The organism is Cryobacterium sp. N22, from assembly GCF_002929555.1.
Lineage (GTDB): Bacteria > Actinomycetota > Actinomycetes > Actinomycetales > Microbacteriaceae > Cryobacterium.
Genome location: NZ_PJJP01000038.1, coordinates 295,372 through 313,808, shown reverse-complemented (window position 1 = coordinate 313,808; position 18,437 = coordinate 295,372). Strand labels below are relative to the sequence as shown.

22 protein-coding genes are annotated in these 18,437 nt (G+C 69.4%); 17 read left to right on the top strand and 5 right to left on the bottom strand.

Features of this window, described 5'->3' with window-relative positions; all coding sequences use genetic code 11:
* Nucleotides 1–462: C40 family peptidase (locus tag CXY76_RS15425; protein ID WP_233199915.1), on the top strand; the 462-nt coding region annotated here is incomplete at its 5' end.
* Nucleotides 463–541: 79 nt separating this feature from the next.
* On the opposite strand, the gene CXY76_RS15420 is transcribed toward CXY76_RS15425, so the two are convergent.
* Nucleotides 542–1,033: an inorganic diphosphatase gene (locus tag CXY76_RS15420; RefSeq protein ID WP_104166065.1), complete on the bottom strand. Its 492-nt coding sequence runs from the start codon at nt 1,031–1,033 to the stop codon at nt 542–544.
* 45 nt (nt 1,034–1,078) lie between these two features.
* Here CXY76_RS15420 and tilS point away from each other — a divergent pair, with 45 nt between their 5' ends.
* From tilS to cls, 16 genes are all read left to right on the top strand, one after another.
* The gene (gene tilS / locus CXY76_RS15415) at nt 1,079–2,110 is read left to right on the top strand and encodes a tRNA lysidine(34) synthetase TilS (protein WP_104166062.1); all 1,032 of its coding nucleotides are present in this window, start codon (nt 1,079–1,081) and stop codon (nt 2,108–2,110) included.
* Nucleotides 2,097–2,657 carry a hypoxanthine phosphoribosyltransferase gene (hpt, locus tag CXY76_RS15410; protein WP_104166060.1) on the top strand — a complete coding sequence of 187 codons (561 nt, stop codon included), beginning with the start codon at nt 2,097–2,099 and terminating at the stop codon, nt 2,655–2,657. Before tilS ends, hpt begins: the two co-directional genes overlap by 14 nt.
* Nucleotides 2,658–2,741: 84 nt before the next feature.
* On the top strand, nt 2,742–4,754 hold the full coding sequence (ftsH, locus tag CXY76_RS15405) for an ATP-dependent zinc metalloprotease FtsH (protein ID WP_104166119.1): 2,013 nt from the start codon (nt 2,742–2,744) through the stop codon (nt 4,752–4,754).
* A gap of 10 nt (nt 4,755–4,764) precedes the next feature.
* Nucleotides 4,765–5,343, top strand: coding sequence for a GTP cyclohydrolase I (folE, locus tag CXY76_RS15400; protein WP_199190327.1), 579 nt, complete (start codon nt 4,765–4,767; stop codon nt 5,341–5,343).
* Between the two features lie 8 nt (nt 5,344–5,351).
* Nucleotides 5,352–6,146, top strand: a complete 795-nt coding sequence (folP, locus tag CXY76_RS15395) for a dihydropteroate synthase (protein WP_199190333.1) — start codon at nt 5,352–5,354, stop codon at nt 6,144–6,146.
* A complete protein-coding gene (gene folB / locus CXY76_RS15390) occupies nt 6,143–6,538 on the top strand; it encodes a dihydroneopterin aldolase (protein WP_104166054.1) in 396 nt (131 codons plus the stop codon). Before folP ends, folB begins: the two co-directional genes overlap by 4 nt.
* Nucleotides 6,535–7,092 (top strand): 2-amino-4-hydroxy-6-hydroxymethyldihydropteridine diphosphokinase, encoded by a 558-nt coding sequence (gene folK / locus CXY76_RS15385; protein ID WP_104166052.1) that lies wholly within the window; start codon nt 6,535–6,537, stop codon nt 7,090–7,092. The genes folB and folK overlap by 4 nt, the downstream gene beginning before the upstream one ends.
* Nucleotides 7,089–7,577, top strand: coding sequence for a DUF3180 domain-containing protein (locus CXY76_RS15380; RefSeq protein ID WP_104166050.1), 489 nt, complete (start codon nt 7,089–7,091; stop codon nt 7,575–7,577). Before folK ends, CXY76_RS15380 begins: the two co-directional genes overlap by 4 nt.
* Nucleotides 7,570–8,103 carry a PH domain-containing protein gene (locus CXY76_RS15375; RefSeq protein ID WP_233199913.1) on the top strand — a complete coding sequence of 178 codons (534 nt, stop codon included), beginning with the start codon at nt 7,570–7,572 and terminating at the stop codon, nt 8,101–8,103. The genes CXY76_RS15380 and CXY76_RS15375 overlap by 8 nt, the downstream gene beginning before the upstream one ends.
* Complete coding sequence (locus CXY76_RS19710) at nt 8,100–9,749, top strand: PH domain-containing protein (protein WP_104166046.1); 1,650 nt, start codon at nt 8,100–8,102, stop codon at nt 9,747–9,749. The genes CXY76_RS15375 and CXY76_RS19710 overlap by 4 nt, the downstream gene beginning before the upstream one ends.
* Nucleotides 9,746–10,525: a Rossmann-like and DUF2520 domain-containing protein gene (locus CXY76_RS19705; RefSeq protein WP_233199911.1), complete on the top strand. Its 780-nt coding sequence runs from the start codon at nt 9,746–9,748 to the stop codon at nt 10,523–10,525. The genes CXY76_RS19710 and CXY76_RS19705 overlap by 4 nt, the downstream gene beginning before the upstream one ends.
* A gap of 2 nt (nt 10,526–10,527) precedes the next feature.
* The gene (gene panC, locus CXY76_RS15360; protein ID WP_369826160.1) at nt 10,528–11,403 is read left to right on the top strand and encodes a pantoate--beta-alanine ligase; all 876 of its coding nucleotides are present in this window, start codon (nt 10,528–10,530) and stop codon (nt 11,401–11,403) included.
* Nucleotides 11,404–11,460: 57 nt separating this feature from the next.
* Nucleotides 11,461–13,002, top strand: a complete 1,542-nt coding sequence (gene lysS, locus CXY76_RS15355) for a lysine--tRNA ligase (protein WP_104166042.1) — start codon at nt 11,461–11,463, stop codon at nt 13,000–13,002.
* A 5-nt stretch (nt 13,003–13,007) separates the two neighbouring features.
* A complete protein-coding gene (locus CXY76_RS19450; RefSeq protein ID WP_158253923.1) occupies nt 13,008–13,160 on the top strand; it encodes a hypothetical protein in 153 nt (50 codons plus the stop codon).
* Between the two features lie 42 nt (nt 13,161–13,202).
* Nucleotides 13,203–13,379 carry a hypothetical protein gene (locus tag CXY76_RS19550; protein ID WP_199190326.1) on the top strand — a complete coding sequence of 59 codons (177 nt, stop codon included), beginning with the start codon at nt 13,203–13,205 and terminating at the stop codon, nt 13,377–13,379.
* Nucleotides 13,380–13,390: 11 nt separating this feature from the next.
* Nucleotides 13,391–14,845, top strand: coding sequence for a cardiolipin synthase (gene cls / locus CXY76_RS15350; RefSeq protein WP_104166115.1), 1,455 nt, complete (start codon nt 13,391–13,393; stop codon nt 14,843–14,845).
* A gap of 32 nt (nt 14,846–14,877) precedes the next feature.
* Here the strand turns inward: cls and CXY76_RS15345 are convergent, their stop codons facing one another.
* The 4 genes from CXY76_RS15345 to CXY76_RS15330 all read right to left on the bottom strand — a co-directional run bounded on the left by CXY76_RS15345 (nt 14,878) and on the right by CXY76_RS15330 (nt 18,365).
* Nucleotides 14,878–15,855 carry a pirin family protein gene (locus CXY76_RS15345; RefSeq protein WP_104166040.1) on the bottom strand — a complete coding sequence of 326 codons (978 nt, stop codon included), beginning with the start codon at nt 15,853–15,855 and terminating at the stop codon, nt 14,878–14,880.
* A gap of 9 nt (nt 15,856–15,864) precedes the next feature.
* Entirely contained in the window at nt 15,865–17,385 is a 1,521-nt protein-coding gene (locus tag CXY76_RS15340) for a hypothetical protein (RefSeq protein ID WP_104166038.1), read from the bottom strand.
* A 111-nt stretch (nt 17,386–17,496) separates the two neighbouring features.
* Entirely contained in the window at nt 17,497–17,721 is a 225-nt protein-coding gene (locus tag CXY76_RS15335; protein ID WP_104166036.1) for a helix-turn-helix transcriptional regulator, read from the bottom strand.
* Nucleotides 17,721–18,365, bottom strand: a complete 645-nt coding sequence (locus tag CXY76_RS15330) for a hypothetical protein (RefSeq protein WP_104166034.1) — start codon at nt 18,363–18,365, stop codon at nt 17,721–17,723. Before CXY76_RS15330 ends, CXY76_RS15335 begins: the two co-directional genes overlap by 1 nt.
* Between the last annotated feature and the right edge of the window lie 72 nt (nt 18,366–18,437).

The window sequence follows — 18,437 nt, the reverse complement described above, 5'->3', positions numbered from 1 at the left end:
GCCGCTCCAGCCCCGGCCCCCGCGGCCCCGGCTCCTGTTGCTCCCGCTCCGCCACCCGTGGTGTCGGCCCCGGCCGCGCCCAACGCGTCAGCCGTCGAGACCGCACTTGCCTTCGCGCGCGCGCAGCTCGGCGACGCCTACAAGCTCGGCGGTTCCGGCCCCGACGTCTGGGACTGCTCCGGCCTGACCAAGGCCGCCTACGCGGCCGCGGGTATCTACATCGGCACCCACTCGGCGACCAACCAGTACAACACCATGGCCGGTCAGGGCAAACTCGTCTCGTTCTCGCAGGTGCAGATGGGCGACCTCGTCTTCTGGGGCTCGCCGGGCAACTATTATCACGTGGCCATCTACGTCGGCGGCGGACAGATCCTCGAGGCGCCGGACGTGGGCAAGCCCGTGCGGGTGCACAGCATCTGGTCGCCCGGCCAGGTCGCGCCGTACGTCGGCCGACCGTCCTAGCCCGTAAACCCCAGCACCAACGACAGAAGCCGCCTCCCCGAAGGGAAGCGGCTTCTGTCGTTCAGCGTGTCGCTGCCGGTCAGTGACCTTCGTCGACGAGCTTCTTGAGGCCGTCGCGCACGATCTGGTCGGCCTCTGCGGCGTCGCCCCAGCCCTCGGTCTTGACCCACTTGTTGGGCTCGAGGTCCTTGTAGTGCTCGAAGAAGTGCTCGATCTCCTTGCGGGTGTACTCCGGGATGTCGGTGACGTCCTGGATGTGGTCCCAACGCGGGTCGCCGGCCGGAACCCCGATGACCTTGGCGTCTGAGCCGCCGTCGTCGGTCATGTTGAACACGCCGACGGGGCGCACGGACACGCCCACGCCGGGGAACAACGGGAAGTCGAGCAGCACCAGGACGTCGACGGGGTCGCCGTCCAGGCCCAGGGTGTTCTCGAAGAACCCGTAGTCGGTGGGGTACACGAAGCTCGTGTACAGCACCCGGTCGAGGTAGACCCGACCGGTTTCGTGGTCCACCTCGTACTTGTTGCGGCTACCGCGTGGGATTTCAATGACTGCGTCGTATTCGGCCATGGCCTGGTATCTCCCTTATTCGAAGTCTGCGGATAACGTTACTGGATGGAGTCCACCCGCCGCCCGCGACTGTCGCCGGCCATCGCCGACCTGCGCCGTGCCGTGCGCGAGCTGCTGCCCGAGACCGGTCTGGTCCTGGTGGGGCTGAGCGGGGGAGCGGATTCGCTGGCGTTGGCCGCCGCTACGGCGTTCGAGGCACCGCGGGCCGGCCTCACCGCCGGTGCCGTGATCGTCGACCACGGCCTGCAGGCCAGCTCGGCCGACACCGCCGCCGTCGCGGCCGGTCAGGCCAGGCAGCTCGGACTGGATCCGGTGCTGATCGTGCCGGTTGCGGTGCCGAGCAACGCCGGCGACGGCCCGGAAGCCGCCGCGCGGACCGCGCGGTACGCCGCGTTCGAACAGGCGCTGGCCGGCACGGGTGCGACCGCGGTGCTGCTGGGCCACACCCTCGACGACCAGGCCGAGACCGTGCTGCTGGGCCTGGCCCGCGGGTCGGGTGCGACGAGCCTGCAGGGCATGGCGCCGATCAGCGGGCGATACCGGCGGCCGCTGCTGGGCATCCGCCGCGCCGTGACCCGGCAGGCCTGCCTGGATGCGGGTCTGCCGGCCTGGTCCGACCCGCAGAACGCCGACACCCGCTACGCCAGGGTGCGGGTGCGCCAGCGGGTGCTGCCCGTGCTCGAAGCCGAGCTCGGGCCGGGCATCGCGGAAGCGCTCGCCCGCACCGCCGAGGCGCTGCGGGAGGACGCCGACGCCCTCGACGCCCTGGTGCAGGGCCTCGTCGGGGAGATCGGCGAACCGGCCGAAGCCGGCATCGGCGTGTCGGTCGGCGCGTTGGCCGTGCAGCCGGCGGCCCTCCGCCAGCGAATGATCCGCCATGTGGTGGCCAGGGAGTTCGGTGTGGCCCTGGAACGCAGCCACACGTTGGCCGTGGCCAGGCTCGTGACCGACTGGCACGGGCAGAATGCGCTCGACCTGCCAGGCGTTAGAGTGGAACGGCAGGGGGGGATGCTTCTGTTTTCTGCTCCTCGACACACCCCGAACAAAGGACTCTTCCGCTCCCATGGAACCTCGTGACATTGACGGCGACCTCACCGAAATCCTGATCGAAGAGACCGAGATTCGTGCTCGCCTGGCCGAGATGTCGCGGCAGATCGAAGCGGACTACGCCGGCAAGGACCTGCTTCTGGTGGGCGTGCTCAAGGGCGCGGTCATGGTCATGGCCGACCTGGCCCGCGAACTCGTGCACCCCGTCACGATGGACTGGATGGCCGTCAGCTCCTACGGGTCAGGCACCCAGTCCAGCGGCGTCGTGCGGATCCTCAAGGACCTCGACACCGACCTGCACGGCCGCCACGTGCTCATCGTCGAGGACATCATCGACTCCGGCCTGACCCTGTCCTGGCTGATGGCCAACCTCAAGTCCCGCGGGCCGGCCTCGCTGGAGATCTGCGCCCTGCTGCGGAAGCCCGCCGCCGCGCGCGTCGAGATCGACGTCAAATACCTGGGCTTCGACATCCCCAACCAGTTCGTCGTCGGATACGGTCTGGACTACGCCGAGAAGTACCGCAACCTGCGCAGCGTCGGGGTGCTGGCTCCGCACGTGTACTCCACCGGCGAGTAGGCTCCGCTGCACGACGTCCTCCAGTTCACCTTTGGGCGAACACTCGGTGTTCCCCCAGTACGAGAGCGGTAGCCTGTGACCACCATGAACGTGAAGAAACTGCTGCGCGGACCGCTCCTCTACATCATCCTGGCTGTCATCGCCGTCTGGGTGGGGTCGAGTCTTTTGACCATGTCTGGCTTCCGCGAAATCTCCACCCAGCAGGGTCTGGATTTCCTGAAGGACGGGAAGGTGTCTGAGGCGAAGATCGTCGACGGCGACCAGCGCGTCGACCTCACCCTCAGCAAGGCCGATTCGACTTACGGCGAGCAGGTGCAGTTCTACTACGTCGCTCCCCGCGGCGAAGAGGTCGTCGCCGCCGTCACCGACGCCGACCCGAAGGACGGCTTCACAGACGAGGTTCCCCAGGCAAGCTGGTTCCTGTCGCTGCTGGGCATCCTCCTGCCGGTCCTGTTGATCGGTGCGTTCTTCTGGCTGATGCTCTCCGGCATGCAGGGCGGCGGCAACAAGGTCATGCAGTTCGGCAAGTCGAAGGCCAAGCTGGTCTCCAAGGAGACCCCGCAGGTGAGCTTCACCGACGTTGCCGGCGCCGACGAGGCCATCGAGGAACTGCAGGAGATCAAGGACTTCCTCAAGGAACCGGCCAAGTTCCAGGCCGTGGGCGCCCGGATCCCGAAGGGCGTGCTGCTGTACGGCCCTCCCGGAACCGGAAAGACCCTCCTGGCCCGCGCCGTCGCCGGCGAGGCCGGTGTGCCCTTCTATTCGATCTCCGGTTCCGACTTCGTCGAGATGTTCGTCGGTGTCGGCGCCAGCCGCGTGCGTGACCTGTTCCAGCAGGCCAAGGAGAACTCCCCGGCGATCATCTTCGTCGACGAGATCGACGCCGTCGGTCGCCACCGCGGCGCCGGCATGGGCGGCGGCCACGACGAGCGTGAGCAGACCCTCAACCAGCTCCTGGTGGAGATGGACGGCTTCGACGTCAAGACCAACGTGATCCTCATCGCGGCCACCAACCGGCCCGACATCCTCGACCCGGCGCTTCTGCGCCCCGGCCGGTTCGACCGGCAGATCGGCGTCGACGCTCCCGACATGCTCGGCCGCAAGCGCATCCTCGAGGTGCACGCCAAGGGCAAGCCGATGGCCGCCGGAGTCGACCTCGAAGTGCTCGCCCGCAAGACGCCGGGCTTCACCGGCGCCGACCTGGCGAACGTGCTCAACGAGGCCGCACTGCTCACCGCGCGCTCCAACGCCCAGCTGATCGACAACCGCGCCCTCGACGAAGCCGTCGACAGGGTCATGGCCGGTCCACAGCGCCGCACCCGCGTGATGCGCGACCAGGAGAAGCTCATCACCGCGTACCACGAGGGCGGGCATGCTCTCGTGGCCACGGCCATGCGCAACACCGACCCCGTCACCAAGATCACCATCCTGCCCCGCGGCCGTGCCCTGGGGTACACCATGGTGATGCCGCTCGAGGACCGCTACTCGGTGTCGCGCAACGAGCTTCTCGACCAGCTCGCCTACGCCATGGGCGGCCGGGTCGCCGAGGAGATCATCTTCCACGACCCCACCACCGGGGCGTCGAACGATATCGAGAAGGCCACCGCCACGGCCCGCAAGATGGTCACCGAGTTCGGCATGAGTTCGGATGTCGGACCGCTCAAGCTCGGTTCGGCCTCCGGCGAGATGATGTTCGGCCGCGACATGGGCCACCAGCGGGACTACTCGGAGCGGCTCGCCGAGCGGGTGGACACCGAGGTGCGCCAGCTGCTCGAGAACGCGCACGACGAGGCGTACACCGTGATCAACGCCAACCGGGCGATCCTGGACGACCTGGCTGCGAAGCTGCTCGAACACGAGACCTTGGACCAGACCGCGCTCGTGGAGATCTTCGCCGACGTGCAGAAGTTGCCGCCGCGCCCGCAGTGGCTCTCCAGCGACAAGCGCCCGGTCTCGGACCTGCCTCCCATCGCGATGCCGACACCGAAGGCGCCCATCGACGGCGCGGCGGTCGACGGCGGCGTGACCAGCGGCGGCGTCGATGCCGACAAGCCCAAGCGCGCCCCCGCACGCAAACCGCGTCCCGCAACCGCGTAGACCGGCGCTCGTGGGAGTCGACCAGCCACGCATCGAAGCGGCCGTCGCTGAGATCCTCGCCGCCATCGGCGAGGATCCCGGCCGGGCCGGCCTGGAGTCGACCCCGCAGCGGGTGGCGTCGGCGTACGCCGAGTTCTTCGCCGGTCTCGGCCAGGACCCGCTCGACCACCTGCGCGACACCGTGCCGGTCGGCGACCGGACCGGCGAACTGGTGCTGCTGCGCGACATCGAGTTCCGCTCCATCTGCGAACACCACCTGCTGCCCTTCCTCGGCACGGCCCACCTGGCCTACCTACCCGGAGAACGCATCGTGGGCCTGGGCAAGCTGGCCAGCGTCGTGACGACCCTGGCCGCCAGACCCCAACTCCAGGAGCGGCTCACCGAAGAGATCGCCGACGCGCTCGAGACCGGGCTGGCGCCGCGCGGGATCCTTGTGGTCCTCGATGCCAGCCACGGCTGCGTCACCACCAGGGGTCCCCGCCAGACCCGCAGCTCCACCGTGACCATGGCCAGCCGCGGGGACCTGGCGCTTCCCGTGGCACGATCGGAGATCATCGCCCTCATCGGCGGGACGCAGGTCGTGCGGTGACCCTGGTGATGGGTGTGCTTAACGTCACGCCGGACTCGTTCAGCGACGGCGGCCGGTGGGCGAGCACCGACGCTGCTGTGCGGCACGCCGTGGACCTGCACGCCTCTGGCGCCGACCTCATCGACGTCGGCGGCGAATCCACCCGGCCCGGCGCCGACCGGGTGTCACCCCAGGTGGAGCAGGACCGGGTGCTGCCCGTGATCACCGAACTGCGCCGACTGGGCATCATGACCAGCGTCGACACCCTCAACGCCCAGACCGCCGAGCGGGCGGCCGACGCCGGCGTCGACATCATCAACGACGTGTCCGGCGGTCTCGCCGACGCCGGCATGGCCGCCGTGGTCGCCCGCACCGGCCTCACCTACATCGCCATGCACTGGCGCGGCCACGCCCGCACCATGGACACCCTCGCCGACTACGACGACGTGGTCGCCACCGTGGTCGCCGAACTGAGCGAACGCGTGGCCGTGCTCGAGGCCGCCGGGGTGGCGCGCAGCCAGATCGTGCTGGACCCCGGCCTCGGCTTCAGCAAGGACGCCGAGCAGAACTGGCGGGTGTTCGCAAGGCTCGACGCCTTCGCTCCGCTCGGCCTGCCGGTCATGGTCGGTGCCTCCCGCAAACGCTTCCTGGCCGGCGTGCTGCCTGCGGACGCCGCCATCCTCGACCGGGATCTGCCGACCGCCGTGCTCAGCGTGCTCGCCGCCCAGGCGGGCGCCTGGGCCGTTCGCGTGCACGACGTGGCCGGCACCCGAGCCGCCCTCAACGTGCTGGCCCGGGTCGATTCGGCCAGAATAGGGACATGAGCACCGACTCGATCACCCTCACCGGGCTGCGGATCACCGCGCACCACGGTGTCTTCGACTTCGAACGCGAGAACGGCCAGGAGTTCGTCATCGACGTGACGGTCTGGCTGGACTTCCGGGCAGCGGCGTCCGGCGACGACCTGGCCCGCACCATCCACTACGGCGAGCTCGCCGTGGAGGTCGCCGACGCCGTGCGCCGCGACCCCGTCGATCTCATCGAGACCCTCGCCGAGCGCATCGCCGACGTGGTGCTCGCGCACGACGCCGCCGAACGGGTGCAGGTGACGGTGCACAAGCCGCAGGCTCCCATCGAGATCCCCTTCGCGGACGTGTCGGTGCAAATCGAACGCACGCAGATTGACAGAACGCAGACCGAACGGAGCCGCGCATGACCGACACCGCACCGACGCCGGCACGCACGGCCGTGCTCGCCCTGGGCAGCAACCTCGGTGACCGCGAGGGCACCCTGGCCGCCGCCGTGCGCGCCATCGCCGACCTGCCGGGGGCGCAGCTCACCGCCATCTCACCGGTGTACGCCTCCGACGCCGTGAAGCCGGACGGGGTGGACCTCACCGCGCCCGGCTACCTCAACCTCGTGGTGAGTCTGCTCTGGACCGGCGAGCCGCACGCCCTGCTCGACGCCGTCAACGCCATCGAAAATGACCACGGCCGGGTCCGGGAGGAACGCTGGGGCGATCGCACCCTGGACATCGACCTGATCTGCCTGGGCGACCTCCGTCAGAGCGACGACAGGCTCACCCTCCCGCACCCGCGTGCGGCGGAACGCGACTTCGTATTGGCCCCCTGGCTCGACATCGACCCTGACGCCGAGCTGCCCGGCCGGGGCCGGGTGCGCGAACTCCTCGCCGTCGCCGCACGAACCGCCAGGGCGCACCCGGTGACCGCGAGCACCGACCCCGCGCACACCGAAATCACCGACCGATGAAGCGCACCCATCCCACACAGCTGATCGCGCTGGGCCTGGCCGGGCTCGTCATCGGGGTTCTGGTCGAACTGGCGGCGACGGCCTGGAGCGCGCCGATCATAGTTCCGCCGTTCACCCTGCCCCTGGCCCTGATCCTGATCGCGGTGATCCTCGTCGGCCTGGCTTGGCCGATCCGCCAGGCCACCAGAGGTCGTGCGACGAAACGCGTCGACCCGTTCCGGGCCATGCGGATCGCCCTGCTCGCCAAGGCGTCCAGCCTGGCCAGCGCGCTTCTGCTCGGCGGCGGCCTCGGCATCGTGGCATTCATCCTCACCCGGTCGGTGGTACCGGCGGTAACATCGTTGTGGCTCGCAATCGGGATGGCGCTCGGCGCCGTGATCCTCCTCGCGGGCGGTCTCGTCGCGGAGCATTTCTGCACACTGCCGCCGGACGACCACGATCACGACAATGGGGGACCCAACGATGGCGGAGCAGCCCGTGCCTGATTACCCCGGCACCGAACCCACCGAGTCCGTGGCGCCGGTCGGCGCGCGTCTCGACCTGCCGGAGGCCGGCGAATGGAAGCGCGTGTCGCCGAAGTACGTCATGGTCGAAATCGTGGGAACCGTGATCTTCCTGCTCATAGTCTGCGCCGCCGCCGGGGCGCTCTGGCTGTTGCTTGACCAGGTCTGGGCCGCCTGGGTGGGCGCGCTGATCGCGCTGATCACCCTGGTCTCCCTGGCCTTCGAACCCCGCCGGGTGCGCTCGATCGGGTACCAGCTGCGCGCCGACGACCTGCTCTTCCGGCGCGGCATCATGTACCAGCGGTTCGTGTCAGTGCCCTACGGACGCATGCAACTGGTCGACATCACCCGCGGCCCCATCGCGCGCCTGCTCGGCCTCGCCGACCTGAAATTCGTCACGGCCGCGGCGTCCTCCGGCGTCGCCATCCCCGGCCTCGCCGAGGCCGATGCGGATGCCCTCCGCGACCGCCTCGTGGAACTGGCCGAGAGCCGGCGGGCCGGGTTGTGACCTCTCTCGCTGACGGGGATTGGCACCGCCTGCATCCAGCGAGCCCGGTGTTGCGCGGCGGCATCTTCGTCTTCGCCCTGCTCGGTTTTGTCATCGCCAACCTGCGCGAGCGCTTCGTCGACGTGGTCTTCGGCATTCCGCGGCAGTCCGGTGACCCTCTCGACGAGATCTACGAACGCGGCGCCGTGGGCTGGGCGCTGCTGATTGCCGCCGCGATCCTGATCGTCATCCTGGTCGCGTTCACCCTGTCCTGGCGGATGCACACCTTCAGGGTCAGCGACGAATCCGTCGAGGTGCGCAGCGGCATCCTGTTCCGCAGCCACCGGCAGGCCCGCCTCGACCGCATCCAGGGCGTGAACATCGTGCGCCCCCTCATCCCCAGGCTGTTCGGTGCGGCCAAGCTCGAGGTGAGTGTGGCCGGGCAGGACGCCAACGTGCAGCTCGCCTATCTCGGCTCCGCGCTGGCCGACGGGCTGCGCCGCGACATCCTGCAGCTGGCCTCCGGCGCCCGCCAGCCGCGGCCCGCCGCGGGCGAGAGTCTTCCGGAGGCCCCGCTGCCGGACGGCGACCCCACCCTGATGCCCGCCGGACCAGCGAGCGCCGGGCACGCCGGCCGCCGCCAGGCACTGAACGACTACGCCAACACCCGGGTGGGCGAATTCCTCGCCCCCGAGCTGGACCCGGATGCGGCCCCGCCGGAGTCGGTCGTGCGGATCCCGGTGCTGCGGCTGATCGGGTCGATAGTGTTCAGCGGCTTCACGGTCTTCGTCGCCGTGGCCATCGTCGCCCTCATCGTGAGCGTCATCGTCGGCGGCAGTGAATGGCTGCTGATCGCGATCTTCCCCGGCCTGATCGCCAGCGTGGGGTACTACATCTCCAGGTTCACCAAGTCGCTGCGGTACAGCATCGCCGGCACCAGGGACGGCGTGCGGGTGGGCTTCGGGCTGCTCACCACAAGCAACGAAACCCTGCCGCCCGGCCGCATCCACGCCGTCGGGGTGACCCAGCCGCTGGCCTGGCGGCCGTTCGGCTGGTGGCAGATCAGCATCAACAAGGCCGGCCATTCCACCAACGACGGCGCCGCCGGCCAGGCGGCGACCACCGTGCTGCCGGTCGGGTCGCTGGCCGACGTGGCCAAGGTCCTCGAACTGATCCTGCCCGGGTTCGCGCTCGACGAGCAGCGGGTCCTGATCCAGCACGGACTCACCTCCCGCGGCGGCGACGACGGCTTCCACAACGCGCCGCGCCGGGCGGCCTGGCTACGGCCCTTCTCCTGGCGCCGTACCGGCTACGCCATTTCCGCCGGCGCCGTGCTGCTCCGCCGCGGCGTGCTGTCCAGGGAGCTCGTGCTGGTTCCCCTGGCCCGCCTGCAAAGCGTCGGCATCAACCAGGGACCCGTTCGCCGCCGTCTGCGGCTGGCCACCGCCCGGCTGCACACCGTGACCGGACCGGTCACCGCCACCCTCGGCGTGATCGACGTGGGGGAGGCCGCGCGCCTGCTGGAGACCGTCACCGCCGCCGCCGTCGCCTCGGCGGAGTCCGACACCAGCCACCACTGGAGCCGCACCGGGCAGGACCCCGCCCCCGCCCCGGCCCCGCGACCGGTCGACCCGGTCGGTCCCACCGTCACCGAGGTGACCCCGTGACGCCGCGTCCGGGGCGTCTGGGCATCGGCGTCATCGGCGCCGGCCATGTCGGACCCATCCTTGCCGCCGCCCTCGCCGGCGCCGGGCACGCCCTGATCGGCATCTCCGCGATCTCGCAGGCCAGCCTCGACCGCGCTGAAGCGATCCTGCCCAATGTTCCCGTGCTCACGGTGCCCGAGGTGGTGGAGCGCAGCGAACTGGTGATCATCGCGGTGCCTGACGACCAGCTGGACAGCCTCGTGACCGGCCTCGCGGCCACGGCCACCTGGCAGCCGGGCCAGCTCGTGCTGCACACCTCCGCCCGCTACGGCACCGCCGTGCTCCTGCCCGCCCAACGAGCCGGCGCGATCCCGCTGGCCATCCACCCGGCCATGGCATTCACGGGCACCAGCCTGGACATCACCCGTCTGGCCGACAGCTACTTCGCCGTGACCGCCCCCGCCCCGGTGCTGCCGATCGCGCAGGCTCTCGTGGTGGAGATGGGCGGTGAGCCGGTGATCGTGGCCGAGGGCGACCGGGAGGTCTACGCCGAGGCCATCGAGACGGCCACGGCGTTCTCCAGTTCGATCGTCGACCAGGCCACCCGGCTGCTCGGCGAAATCGGCATCGAGACGCCGGGGGCCGTCATCGCCCCGCTGGTGCGTTCGGCCATCGAGAACGCCCTCACCCGCACCGGCGCCCGGCATCCGCTCGACGATCTCGCCGACCTGGGTGAGGCGAACCACCTGCTCGACCCGCCGTACCCGCCGCACCCGTTCGACCCGGAGGACCAGTGACCGTGCTCACCAAGCCAGAAGTTCTTGACACGATAGACGAGCTGCGCGACCGTCTCTGCCTCGCCAAGCAGAACGCTGCGGCCAAGGGCGGCGATGCGCACGTTGTGCTCGTGCCCACCATGGGCGCCTTGCACGCCGGCCACCTGGAGCTCGTGCGGCGTGCCGTCGCCGTCGGCGACATCGTGGTCGTGTCGGTGTTCGTCAACCCGCTGCAGTTCGGCGTGAACGAAGACCTCGACACCTACCCGCGCACCCTCGACACCGACGTGGCGGCGCTGGCCGAGGAGGGCGCCGCGTTCGTCTTCGCTCCGCACGCTTCCGAGATGTACCCGGACGGCGCCTCGACGACCCGGCTGACCGCCGGCGCGGTCGGCGGCCTCTACGAGGGTGCCGCCAGGCCCGGCCACTTCGACGGCATGCTCACCGTGGTGGCGAAGCTGTTCAACATCGTCGAGCCCGACATCGCCGTCTTCGGCCAGAAGGACGCCCAACAGGTCTTCCTGGTGGAGCGGATGGTCACCGACCTCAACCTGCGGGTGCGCCTCGAGGTCGTGCCCACGGTACGGGAAGACAATGGCCTGGCCCGTTCGAGCCGCAACCGCAACCTCGACGAGCCCGCCCGCACCGCGGCCAGGTCGCTGTACGTGGGGCTGACCGCCGCCGCGGCCGCCGCCCACTCCGGGGTTCCCGCCGCGATCGTGGCCGCCCACGCGGTGATCGGTGCCGCGCCTCTGGTTAAACTGGACTATCTGGTTGTCGTGCATCCGCACACCTTCCTGCCGGTCGACGACGACTACCGCGGCCAGGCCAGGATGCTGGTCGCCGCGGTGGTCGGCAGCACCCGGTTGATCGACAACATTTCACTGGACATCCCCTAACCGCTTTTCAACGGGGCGCCGGGCCTGGCCCGTGTACGCCCACCGACGGAGAACCGCATGAGCACCACCCCCGACGCCGTGCCCGGCGACACGACCAGCCACGACGACGCACAGGCCGCGGCCGAACTGACCGAGCAGAAGGCCGTGCGCCTGGCCAAGCGGGACCGCCTGAACGCGGCCGCGACCAGCGCGGCCGGCGGCGCCTACCCGGTGTCGGTGCCCGTCACCCACACCATCCCGGCCGTGCGCGCCACGTACGGCGAGCTCGAAGCCGACGCCGCCACCGGCGACACCGTGGGCCTGGCCGGCCGTGTGGTGCACCTGCGCAACACCGGCAAGCTCTGCTTCGCGAGCCTGCAGTCCGGCGACGGCAGCCGCATCCAGGCCATGGTCTCGCTCGCCGCCGTCGGCGAGGAGTCGCTCGCCGCCTGGAAGGACCTCGTCGACCTCGGCGACCACGTCTTCGTTGCCGGTGAGGTCATCTCCTCCCGCCGCGGCGAACTGTCCGTGATGGTCACCGAGTGGCAGATCGCCGCCAAGGCGCTGCTGCCGCTGCCCAACCTGCACTCCGAACTCAGCGAGGAGACCAGGGTGCGCAGCCGCTACCTCGATCTCATCGCCCGCGAGCAGGCCCGCCGCACCGTCGTGCAGCGCTCCCAGGCCGTGGCGAGCCTGCGCGCCACCTTCACCGCCCGCGGCTTCCTCGAAATCGAGACGCCGATGCTGCAGACTCTGCACGGCGGCGCCTCTGCCCGGCCGTTCTCCACCCACAGCAACGCGTTCGACACCGAACTGTTCCTGCGCATCGCCCCGGAGCTGTTCCTCAAGCGCGCCGTCGTCGGCGGCATCGACAGGGTCTACGAGATCAACCGCAACTTCCGCAACGAGGGCGCCGACTCCACCCACTCGCCCGAATTCGCGATGCTCGAGGCCTACGAGGCCTACGGCGACTACACCACCATCGCCGAGCTCACCCAGACCCTGATCCAGGATGCCGCCGCCGCCATCACCGGTGGTTCCCACGTGGTGACCTGGGCCGACGGCACCGAATTCGACCTGGGCGGTCAGTGGGACCGCATCAGCATGTACGACAGCCTCTCCGCCGCCGTGGGCCGCACCATCAGCCCGGCAACCCCGCTGGCCGAACTGCAGGCCCTCGCCGCCGCCGAGGGCGTCGAGGTCGACCACCCCATCCACGGCAAGTACGTCGAGGAGCTCTGGGAGCACTTCGTCAAGGGTGACCTGGTGCGGCCCACCTTCGTGCTCGACTTCCCGGTGGACACCAGTCCGCTGGTGCGCGGCCACCGCTCGATCGACGGCGTCGTGGAGAAGTGGGACCTCTACATCCGCGGCTTCGAACTGGCCACCGGCTACTCCGAGCTCGTCGACCCCGTCGTGCAGCGCGAACGCTTCGTGGAGCAGGCCCGGCTCGCCGCCGGCGGCGACCCGGAGGCGATGCGCCTGGACGAGGAGTTCCTGCGGGCCCTCGAGCACGGCATGCCGCCCACCGGCGGCATGGGAATGGGCATCGACCGGCTGTTGATGGCCCTTACCGGCCTCGGTATCCGGGAGACCATTCTGTTCCCGTTGGTAAAGTAACCCGCATGATGACTTTTCTGCCCAAGGACGAGCTGAAGCCGGATGACGACGGCAAGAAGAAGGGCCCGTCGACGAACCGGATCATGATCTGGATCGTGGTGGGCGGCGTGGGCCTGTACCTGCTCGGTTCCGGCATCTTCGGCATCCTCACCAAATAACCCGGCGGGGGGCGCGGCGAGATCGCGTAGGCTGAAGGCACTATGGATGACTTCTGGGCCAACGCTTTGTACTCGCTCGCGCCCACGGTTTTGGTCGGCGTGATCTTCTGGATCATCATGCGCGCCATCATCCGTTCCGACCGCACCGAACGAAACGCCTACGCGCGGGTCGAAGCCGAGGAACGGGCCAGACTCGGCCTCGACAAACCGGCCGGCTAACTGTGTTCGGTATTGACCTATCCACCATCCTTCTCGTGGTGGCATTTCTTGTTGACTTCGCCATCCGCGTGATCGCGATCATCGTCGTGCCGCGCAACCGCCGGCCGACCTCCGGCATGGCGTGGTTGCTGGCGATCTTCCTGATTCCCTACTTCGGCTTCCTGCTCTTCCTGCTGATCGGTTACCGCACCCTGCCCAAACGCCGGGTGGAGATGCAGGCCGAGATCAACCAGTTCATCCTCGACAGCACCGCCGGCATGGAACGTGTGCAACGCGACCACCCGTGGCCGGCGTGGCTCGAATCCGTGGTCGCGCTCAACCGCAATCTCGGCTCGATGCCTCTCGTCGGCGACAACCGGGCGCGGCTGCACGGCAACTACGAGGAGACCCTCGCCGCGATGGTCGCCGACATCGACAAGGCCAGGAAGTACGTGCATGTCGAGTTCTACATCCTCTCCCTCGACCCCACTACCACGCCCTTCTTCGACGCTCTGGAAAACGCGGTCAAGCGCGGCGTGACGGTGCGCGTGCTGATGGACCACATCCAGTCGATGCGGAAGCCGGGCTTCGCCCAGACCAAGAAACGGCTCACCGAATCCGGGGTGCAGTGGCAGCTGATGCTGCCGTTGCAGCCGTTCAAGGGCCAGTGGCAGCGGCCCGACCTGCGCAATCACCGCAAGCTGGTGATCGTCGACGGCCGGATCGGCTTCATGGGGTCGCAGAACGTGATCGACCGCACGTACAACATGAAGCGCAACATCCGCCGCGGCCTCAAGTGGAAAGACCTGATGGTGCGGCTCGAGGGTCCCATCGTCTCCGGCCTCAACGCGATCTTCATCACCGACTGGTACAGCGAGACCAACGAGCTCCTCACCCGCGACATCGAGCCTGTGCACCCCGAGGACATCTCGGATGCCATCGACTGCCAGGTCGTGCCCAGCGGGCCCGGTTTCGAGGGCGAGAACAACCTACGCCTGTTCCTCGCGCTGCTCTATTACGCCCAGGAACGCATCGTGATCACCAGCCCATACTTCGTGCCGGACGAGTCGATCATGTACGCGGTCACGACGGCCGTTCAGCGCGGCCTGCACGTGGAGCTCTTCGTCTCCGAGATCGGCGACCAGGCCCTCGTCTACCACGCACAACGCTCCTACTACGAGGAACTGCTGCGGGCGGGCGTGAAGATCTACATGTACAAGGCGCCGTACGTTCTGCACGCCAAGCACTTCACCATCGACGACGACGTGGCCGTGATCGGCTCGAGCAACATGGACATGCGCTCCTTCAGCCTCAACTTCGAGGTGTCCCTGATGGTGCGCGGGGCCTCGTTCGTGCAGGCGCTGCGGGCGGTGGAGGACGGCTACCGGGCCGACAGCCGCGAGCTCACCCTCGAGGAGTGGATGACGCAGCCGTTGCGCTCCACGATCCTCGACAACCTCGCCAGGCTGACCTCAGCCGTGCAGTAACCGCGGCGGGCGAACCCCAGTTCAGCGGCGGTTCAGCGGCGGGGCTTGAGCCGCACGGTGGGCAGCATCGGCGCTGGCAGCGGCGCACCGTGGTACGCGACATCGCCGAACCGGCCGGCGGTATCCGTGCCGTCGATCACCTCCGCCTGCCACTGGGCCCGCCAGGCCATGATCTCCTCGTGGCTGCGGCCGATGAAGTTCCACCACATCACGATCTGCTCGCCGAGCGGCTCGCCGCCCAGCAGCAGCACCCGGGCCGGCCCGTCGCCGGTGTTCTCCAGACGGATGCCCGTGCGACCGGGCAGGGCGACGCCCAACTCGTTCCGCTGAACCGTGGTGCCGGCGAACCGCACAGTGCCGGCGTCGACGAGCACCCCATGTTCGAAGGAGCTCTCGACGTCGAGGTCGATCGACGACCCCACCGGAAGGTCGATCTGCGCGCCGACCAACGGGGTGTCACCGGTGGCGACGGCGGTCTGCCCGGCCAGGGTGCCCAGGAACACGTGCAGGGTGACCCCGCTCTGTACGACGGGCGTGATGACGTGGTTCTCGAAGTGCGGCGCCTGGTGCCGGGTGAGCTCGGGCAGGGCAATCCACAGCTGCACCCCGTGCAGCGCGGTAGTGTCGGGCGTGGACACCTCCGAGTGGCTGATGCCGGCGCCCGCTGTCATCAGGTTCAGCTCGCCCGGCCGCACCAGGGCGAGGCTGCCGACGCTGTCGCGATGCTCGACCTCGCCGGCGAACAGCCAGCTCGCCGTCTGCAACCCGGTGTGCGGATGCGGCGGCACCACCATCCCGCCGGTGACCGACACGTCGTCGGGGCCGTAGTGATCCACGAAGCACCAGGCGCCGATCAGGCTTCGTGCGCGCTGGGGGAGCGTGCGACGCACACCCATCGCGCGCACGCCGCCCAGGGGAACGTCCCGCGGTTGCAGGATGACGACGCCGGCCTCGGCGGTAGTGCTGGAGTCGCAGACGAGTTCGGCAGGTTCGGTTTCGAGGTTGCTCACACTGCGAGCCTAATCCGGGCGTGCCGGGGTGCGGAGCGGTTCGAGGGGCTCGGTCGGGCCGGTCTGCCCGCGCAGATCGTCGGGGTCCGCCGGCGGCAAGGGGAGGGTGGAGTTGACCGGTTCGGTGCCGGCCGCCGCCGTCGGGGGCCGCGGCCCTGGAGACGTGCCCGGCGTGGTCCCGGGGACCGGCGGAACCCCGGGGGCGACCGGCGGGCGCTGCAGCAGCTCGACGAGCAGCACGGCGATCAGCGCGAGGACTGCCGTCCAGATGATCACCGGTACGGCAAGGGGCCGCCAGAAGATCGCGACCGCGGCGGCAGCCAGCCCGATCAGCACGTGGGCCAGACGCCGGTAGTGATACAGGAAGTCCCCGAAGCGGCCCGTCGTGACCCCGGCGTTCGTCGCCGCCGCCCGGAGCCGCGCGGCCGTGCCGATGGTGGCCCGCCGCACGATCGTCGACCCGCGGAACGGCCCGGCCAGGTACGCCACCACGGCCACGGTGAAGCCGACCAGCCCCACCGACAGGGCCGTGGTGTTGATGAACGGCACCACGGCGTCATAGAGCGCCTGGGCCACGTTGTTGGGGAGGTATGTCGGCGACAGGGCGCTGATGAAGAGGATCCGGCCCACCGCGATCCCGGCGGCGAGCAGGGCCATGGACAGGGCCAGGGCGACTCCGGCCCAGATCATGGTGCGTGAGCGTCGTTTGGCCACCAGCACGCCGAGGACGATCAGGCCCAGGCTCACCAGCGGCAGGATGAAACCGAGCACGTTCAGCAGCTGATAACCGGTGCGCGCCTGCACGAGGGAGTCGGACTGGGCCACCACGATGGTGCGATCGACCTCGGGGATGTTCTGCGCCAGAGCAAAGCCCCGGTTGACCAGTTCCTTCTTCACTTCTTCGATGATCGGCCCGAGCTGGATGCCGAGCTCGCCGGTGTCGCTGATCACCAGCGCCGTGGAGGTGTCACCCTCCAGCGCCGCGATGACCTGGGTTTGGCTGGTCCGCAGCGCCTGCTCCCAGAGCTGGGCGAAGGCATCCGAGGCGACGATGTTGGTGGCGGCGGAGCGGATCAGGCTCTGCACTCCCTGCGTCGCGGGCTGTTCCAGTAGCCCCAGGGCGTCCTTGGCCGTCTGCGGGAGGTCGAGGTTGGCCAGCCCGTCGAAGAGGTCCTTGGTGATGCCGCTGATGTCGACGTTGTCGTTGACCACGGTGACGATCTCGTCAACCAGGTACGCCTGCACCGCGGGGTCGTCGGCGAGCGGGGCGAGCGACGCGACGAACCTGTCGGTGTCATTGACGTAGCCCTTGGTCCAGTACGCCACCACGCTCACCGGGGCCAGGAGCACCCCGATGGTGATGAGCAGCGCCGCGAAAAACGCCCGCCACCTGGCGGACGCGCGGTGTTCGGCGACAGGGCCGAGCTGTCCGCGCAGCCGGGCGTTCTCGGCGGAGAGCCGGGCGATCTCGGCGGCGGGATCGGAGCCGTTCGAGCGAGCCGGTTTGGCGAGGTTCGGGGTGCCGTCCATGTGCCGCCGCCTTTCGCCTGCCGGTGCAGGTCGCGAAATCGTGGAGCCTGAGTGGTGACAGTATTTGCGCAGTCGGGTGCCCTCGCAAGGGCACCACGCGGACGGTCGGGTTCAGTCGGCGCGCACGAGGAGCTCGCCGACCTCACAGTCCAGGGCGACACAGACCGCGGCCAGGGTCGAATACCGGATGGCCCGGGCCCGGTCGTTCTTGAGAACTGACAGATTGACCACGCTGATCCCGACCAGCTCGCTGAGCCGAGTGAGAGTCATCCCGCGGTCGAGCAGCAACTCGTCGAGCCGGCAGTGGATGCCCGTTGCCTCCTCGTCCGGCACCATCAGACCAGCCCCACGGTGTCCTGCTGTAAACGCTGACCGAGGCGGATGGCGCCGGCCGCGACGAGGAGCACCAGTCCCGTCACGGCGGGGGCGGGGTCGATGTGGGCGGCCGCCGGCCAGAACCCGTCGATGGGGCTGGCGCTGAGCTCGCCGGCCGCCATCATGCGGCCCAGCCCGCCGAAGCCCTGGCCGAGCACGGTGCCGAGGAGGAGCGCGTAACCCACCAGGGCGACGAGCCAGAAGACCGGGCGGCTGAACGGGCGCCGGCGCAGCACGCTCCAGCAGAAGTAGGCGATCGTGACCGAGACCAGCAGGCCGGTCACCAGGGCGGTTGCGCCCTCGAGGGTGAGCAGGAACCGGGGGAGGGTGCTGAGACCGGAGACGGTGACCTGCGCGGTGTTGAAGGCGCCGTCGGCGAGGTGGGCAGTGCCGGCCGATGCCGCGGCCGGCAGCGGGACATCCACCAGCAGGGTCACGGCGAACCGATCCCTGATCAGCTGGTCGATCAGGGAGAAGGCACCGATCCCGACCGAGAGGGCTCCGAAGACCACCGCGCCGGCCAGCACCATCCAGGTGAGCACCCGGCCGAGTTGGCGTTCGAGGCGGGCGTCCCGGTCTGCCGTGGCGGATGGTGTGGGTGTCATCGTGGTCCCTAACGATTGTCGATATGTGGTCCCGATGAACCTATCGATTATCGTTGGGTCGCGCAAGGTCCC

Excerpts from the sequence above, each read along its gene's own strand:
- folP (WP_199190333.1), top strand. The coding sequence starts at position 5,352 with ATGGGTGTGCTTAACGTCACGCCGGACTCGTTCAGCGACGGCGGCCGG.
- CXY76_RS19450 (WP_158253923.1), top strand. The coding sequence starts at position 13,008 with ATGATGACTTTTCTGCCCAAGGACGAGCTGAAGCCGGATGACGACGGC.
- tilS (WP_104166062.1), top strand. The coding sequence starts at position 1,079 with ATGGAGTCCACCCGCCGCCCGCGACTGTCGCCGGCCATCGCCGACCTG.
- CXY76_RS15420 (WP_104166065.1), bottom strand. The coding sequence starts at position 1,033 with ATGGCCGAATACGACGCAGTCATTGAAATCCCACGCGGTAGCCGCAAC.
- hpt (WP_104166060.1), top strand. The coding sequence starts at position 2,097 with ATGGAACCTCGTGACATTGACGGCGACCTCACCGAAATCCTGATCGAA.
- ftsH (WP_104166119.1), top strand. The coding sequence starts at position 2,742 with ATGAACGTGAAGAAACTGCTGCGCGGACCGCTCCTCTACATCATCCTG.
- CXY76_RS15380 (WP_104166050.1), top strand. The coding sequence starts at position 7,089 with ATGAAGCGCACCCATCCCACACAGCTGATCGCGCTGGGCCTGGCCGGG.
- CXY76_RS15335 (WP_104166036.1), bottom strand. The coding sequence starts at position 17,721 with ATGGTGCCGGACGAGGAGGCAACGGGCATCCACTGCCGGCTCGACGAG.
- lysS (WP_104166042.1), top strand. The coding sequence starts at position 11,461 with ATGAGCACCACCCCCGACGCCGTGCCCGGCGACACGACCAGCCACGAC.
- CXY76_RS15340 (WP_104166038.1), bottom strand. The coding sequence starts at position 17,385 with ATGGACGGCACCCCGAACCTCGCCAAACCGGCTCGCTCGAACGGCTCC.
- CXY76_RS19550 (WP_199190326.1), top strand. The coding sequence starts at position 13,203 with ATGGATGACTTCTGGGCCAACGCTTTGTACTCGCTCGCGCCCACGGTT.
- folK (WP_104166052.1), top strand. The coding sequence starts at position 6,535 with ATGACCGACACCGCACCGACGCCGGCACGCACGGCCGTGCTCGCCCTG.
- CXY76_RS15330 (WP_104166034.1), bottom strand. The coding sequence starts at position 18,365 with ATGACACCCACACCATCCGCCACGGCAGACCGGGACGCCCGCCTCGAA.
- folB (WP_104166054.1), top strand. The coding sequence starts at position 6,143 with ATGAGCACCGACTCGATCACCCTCACCGGGCTGCGGATCACCGCGCAC.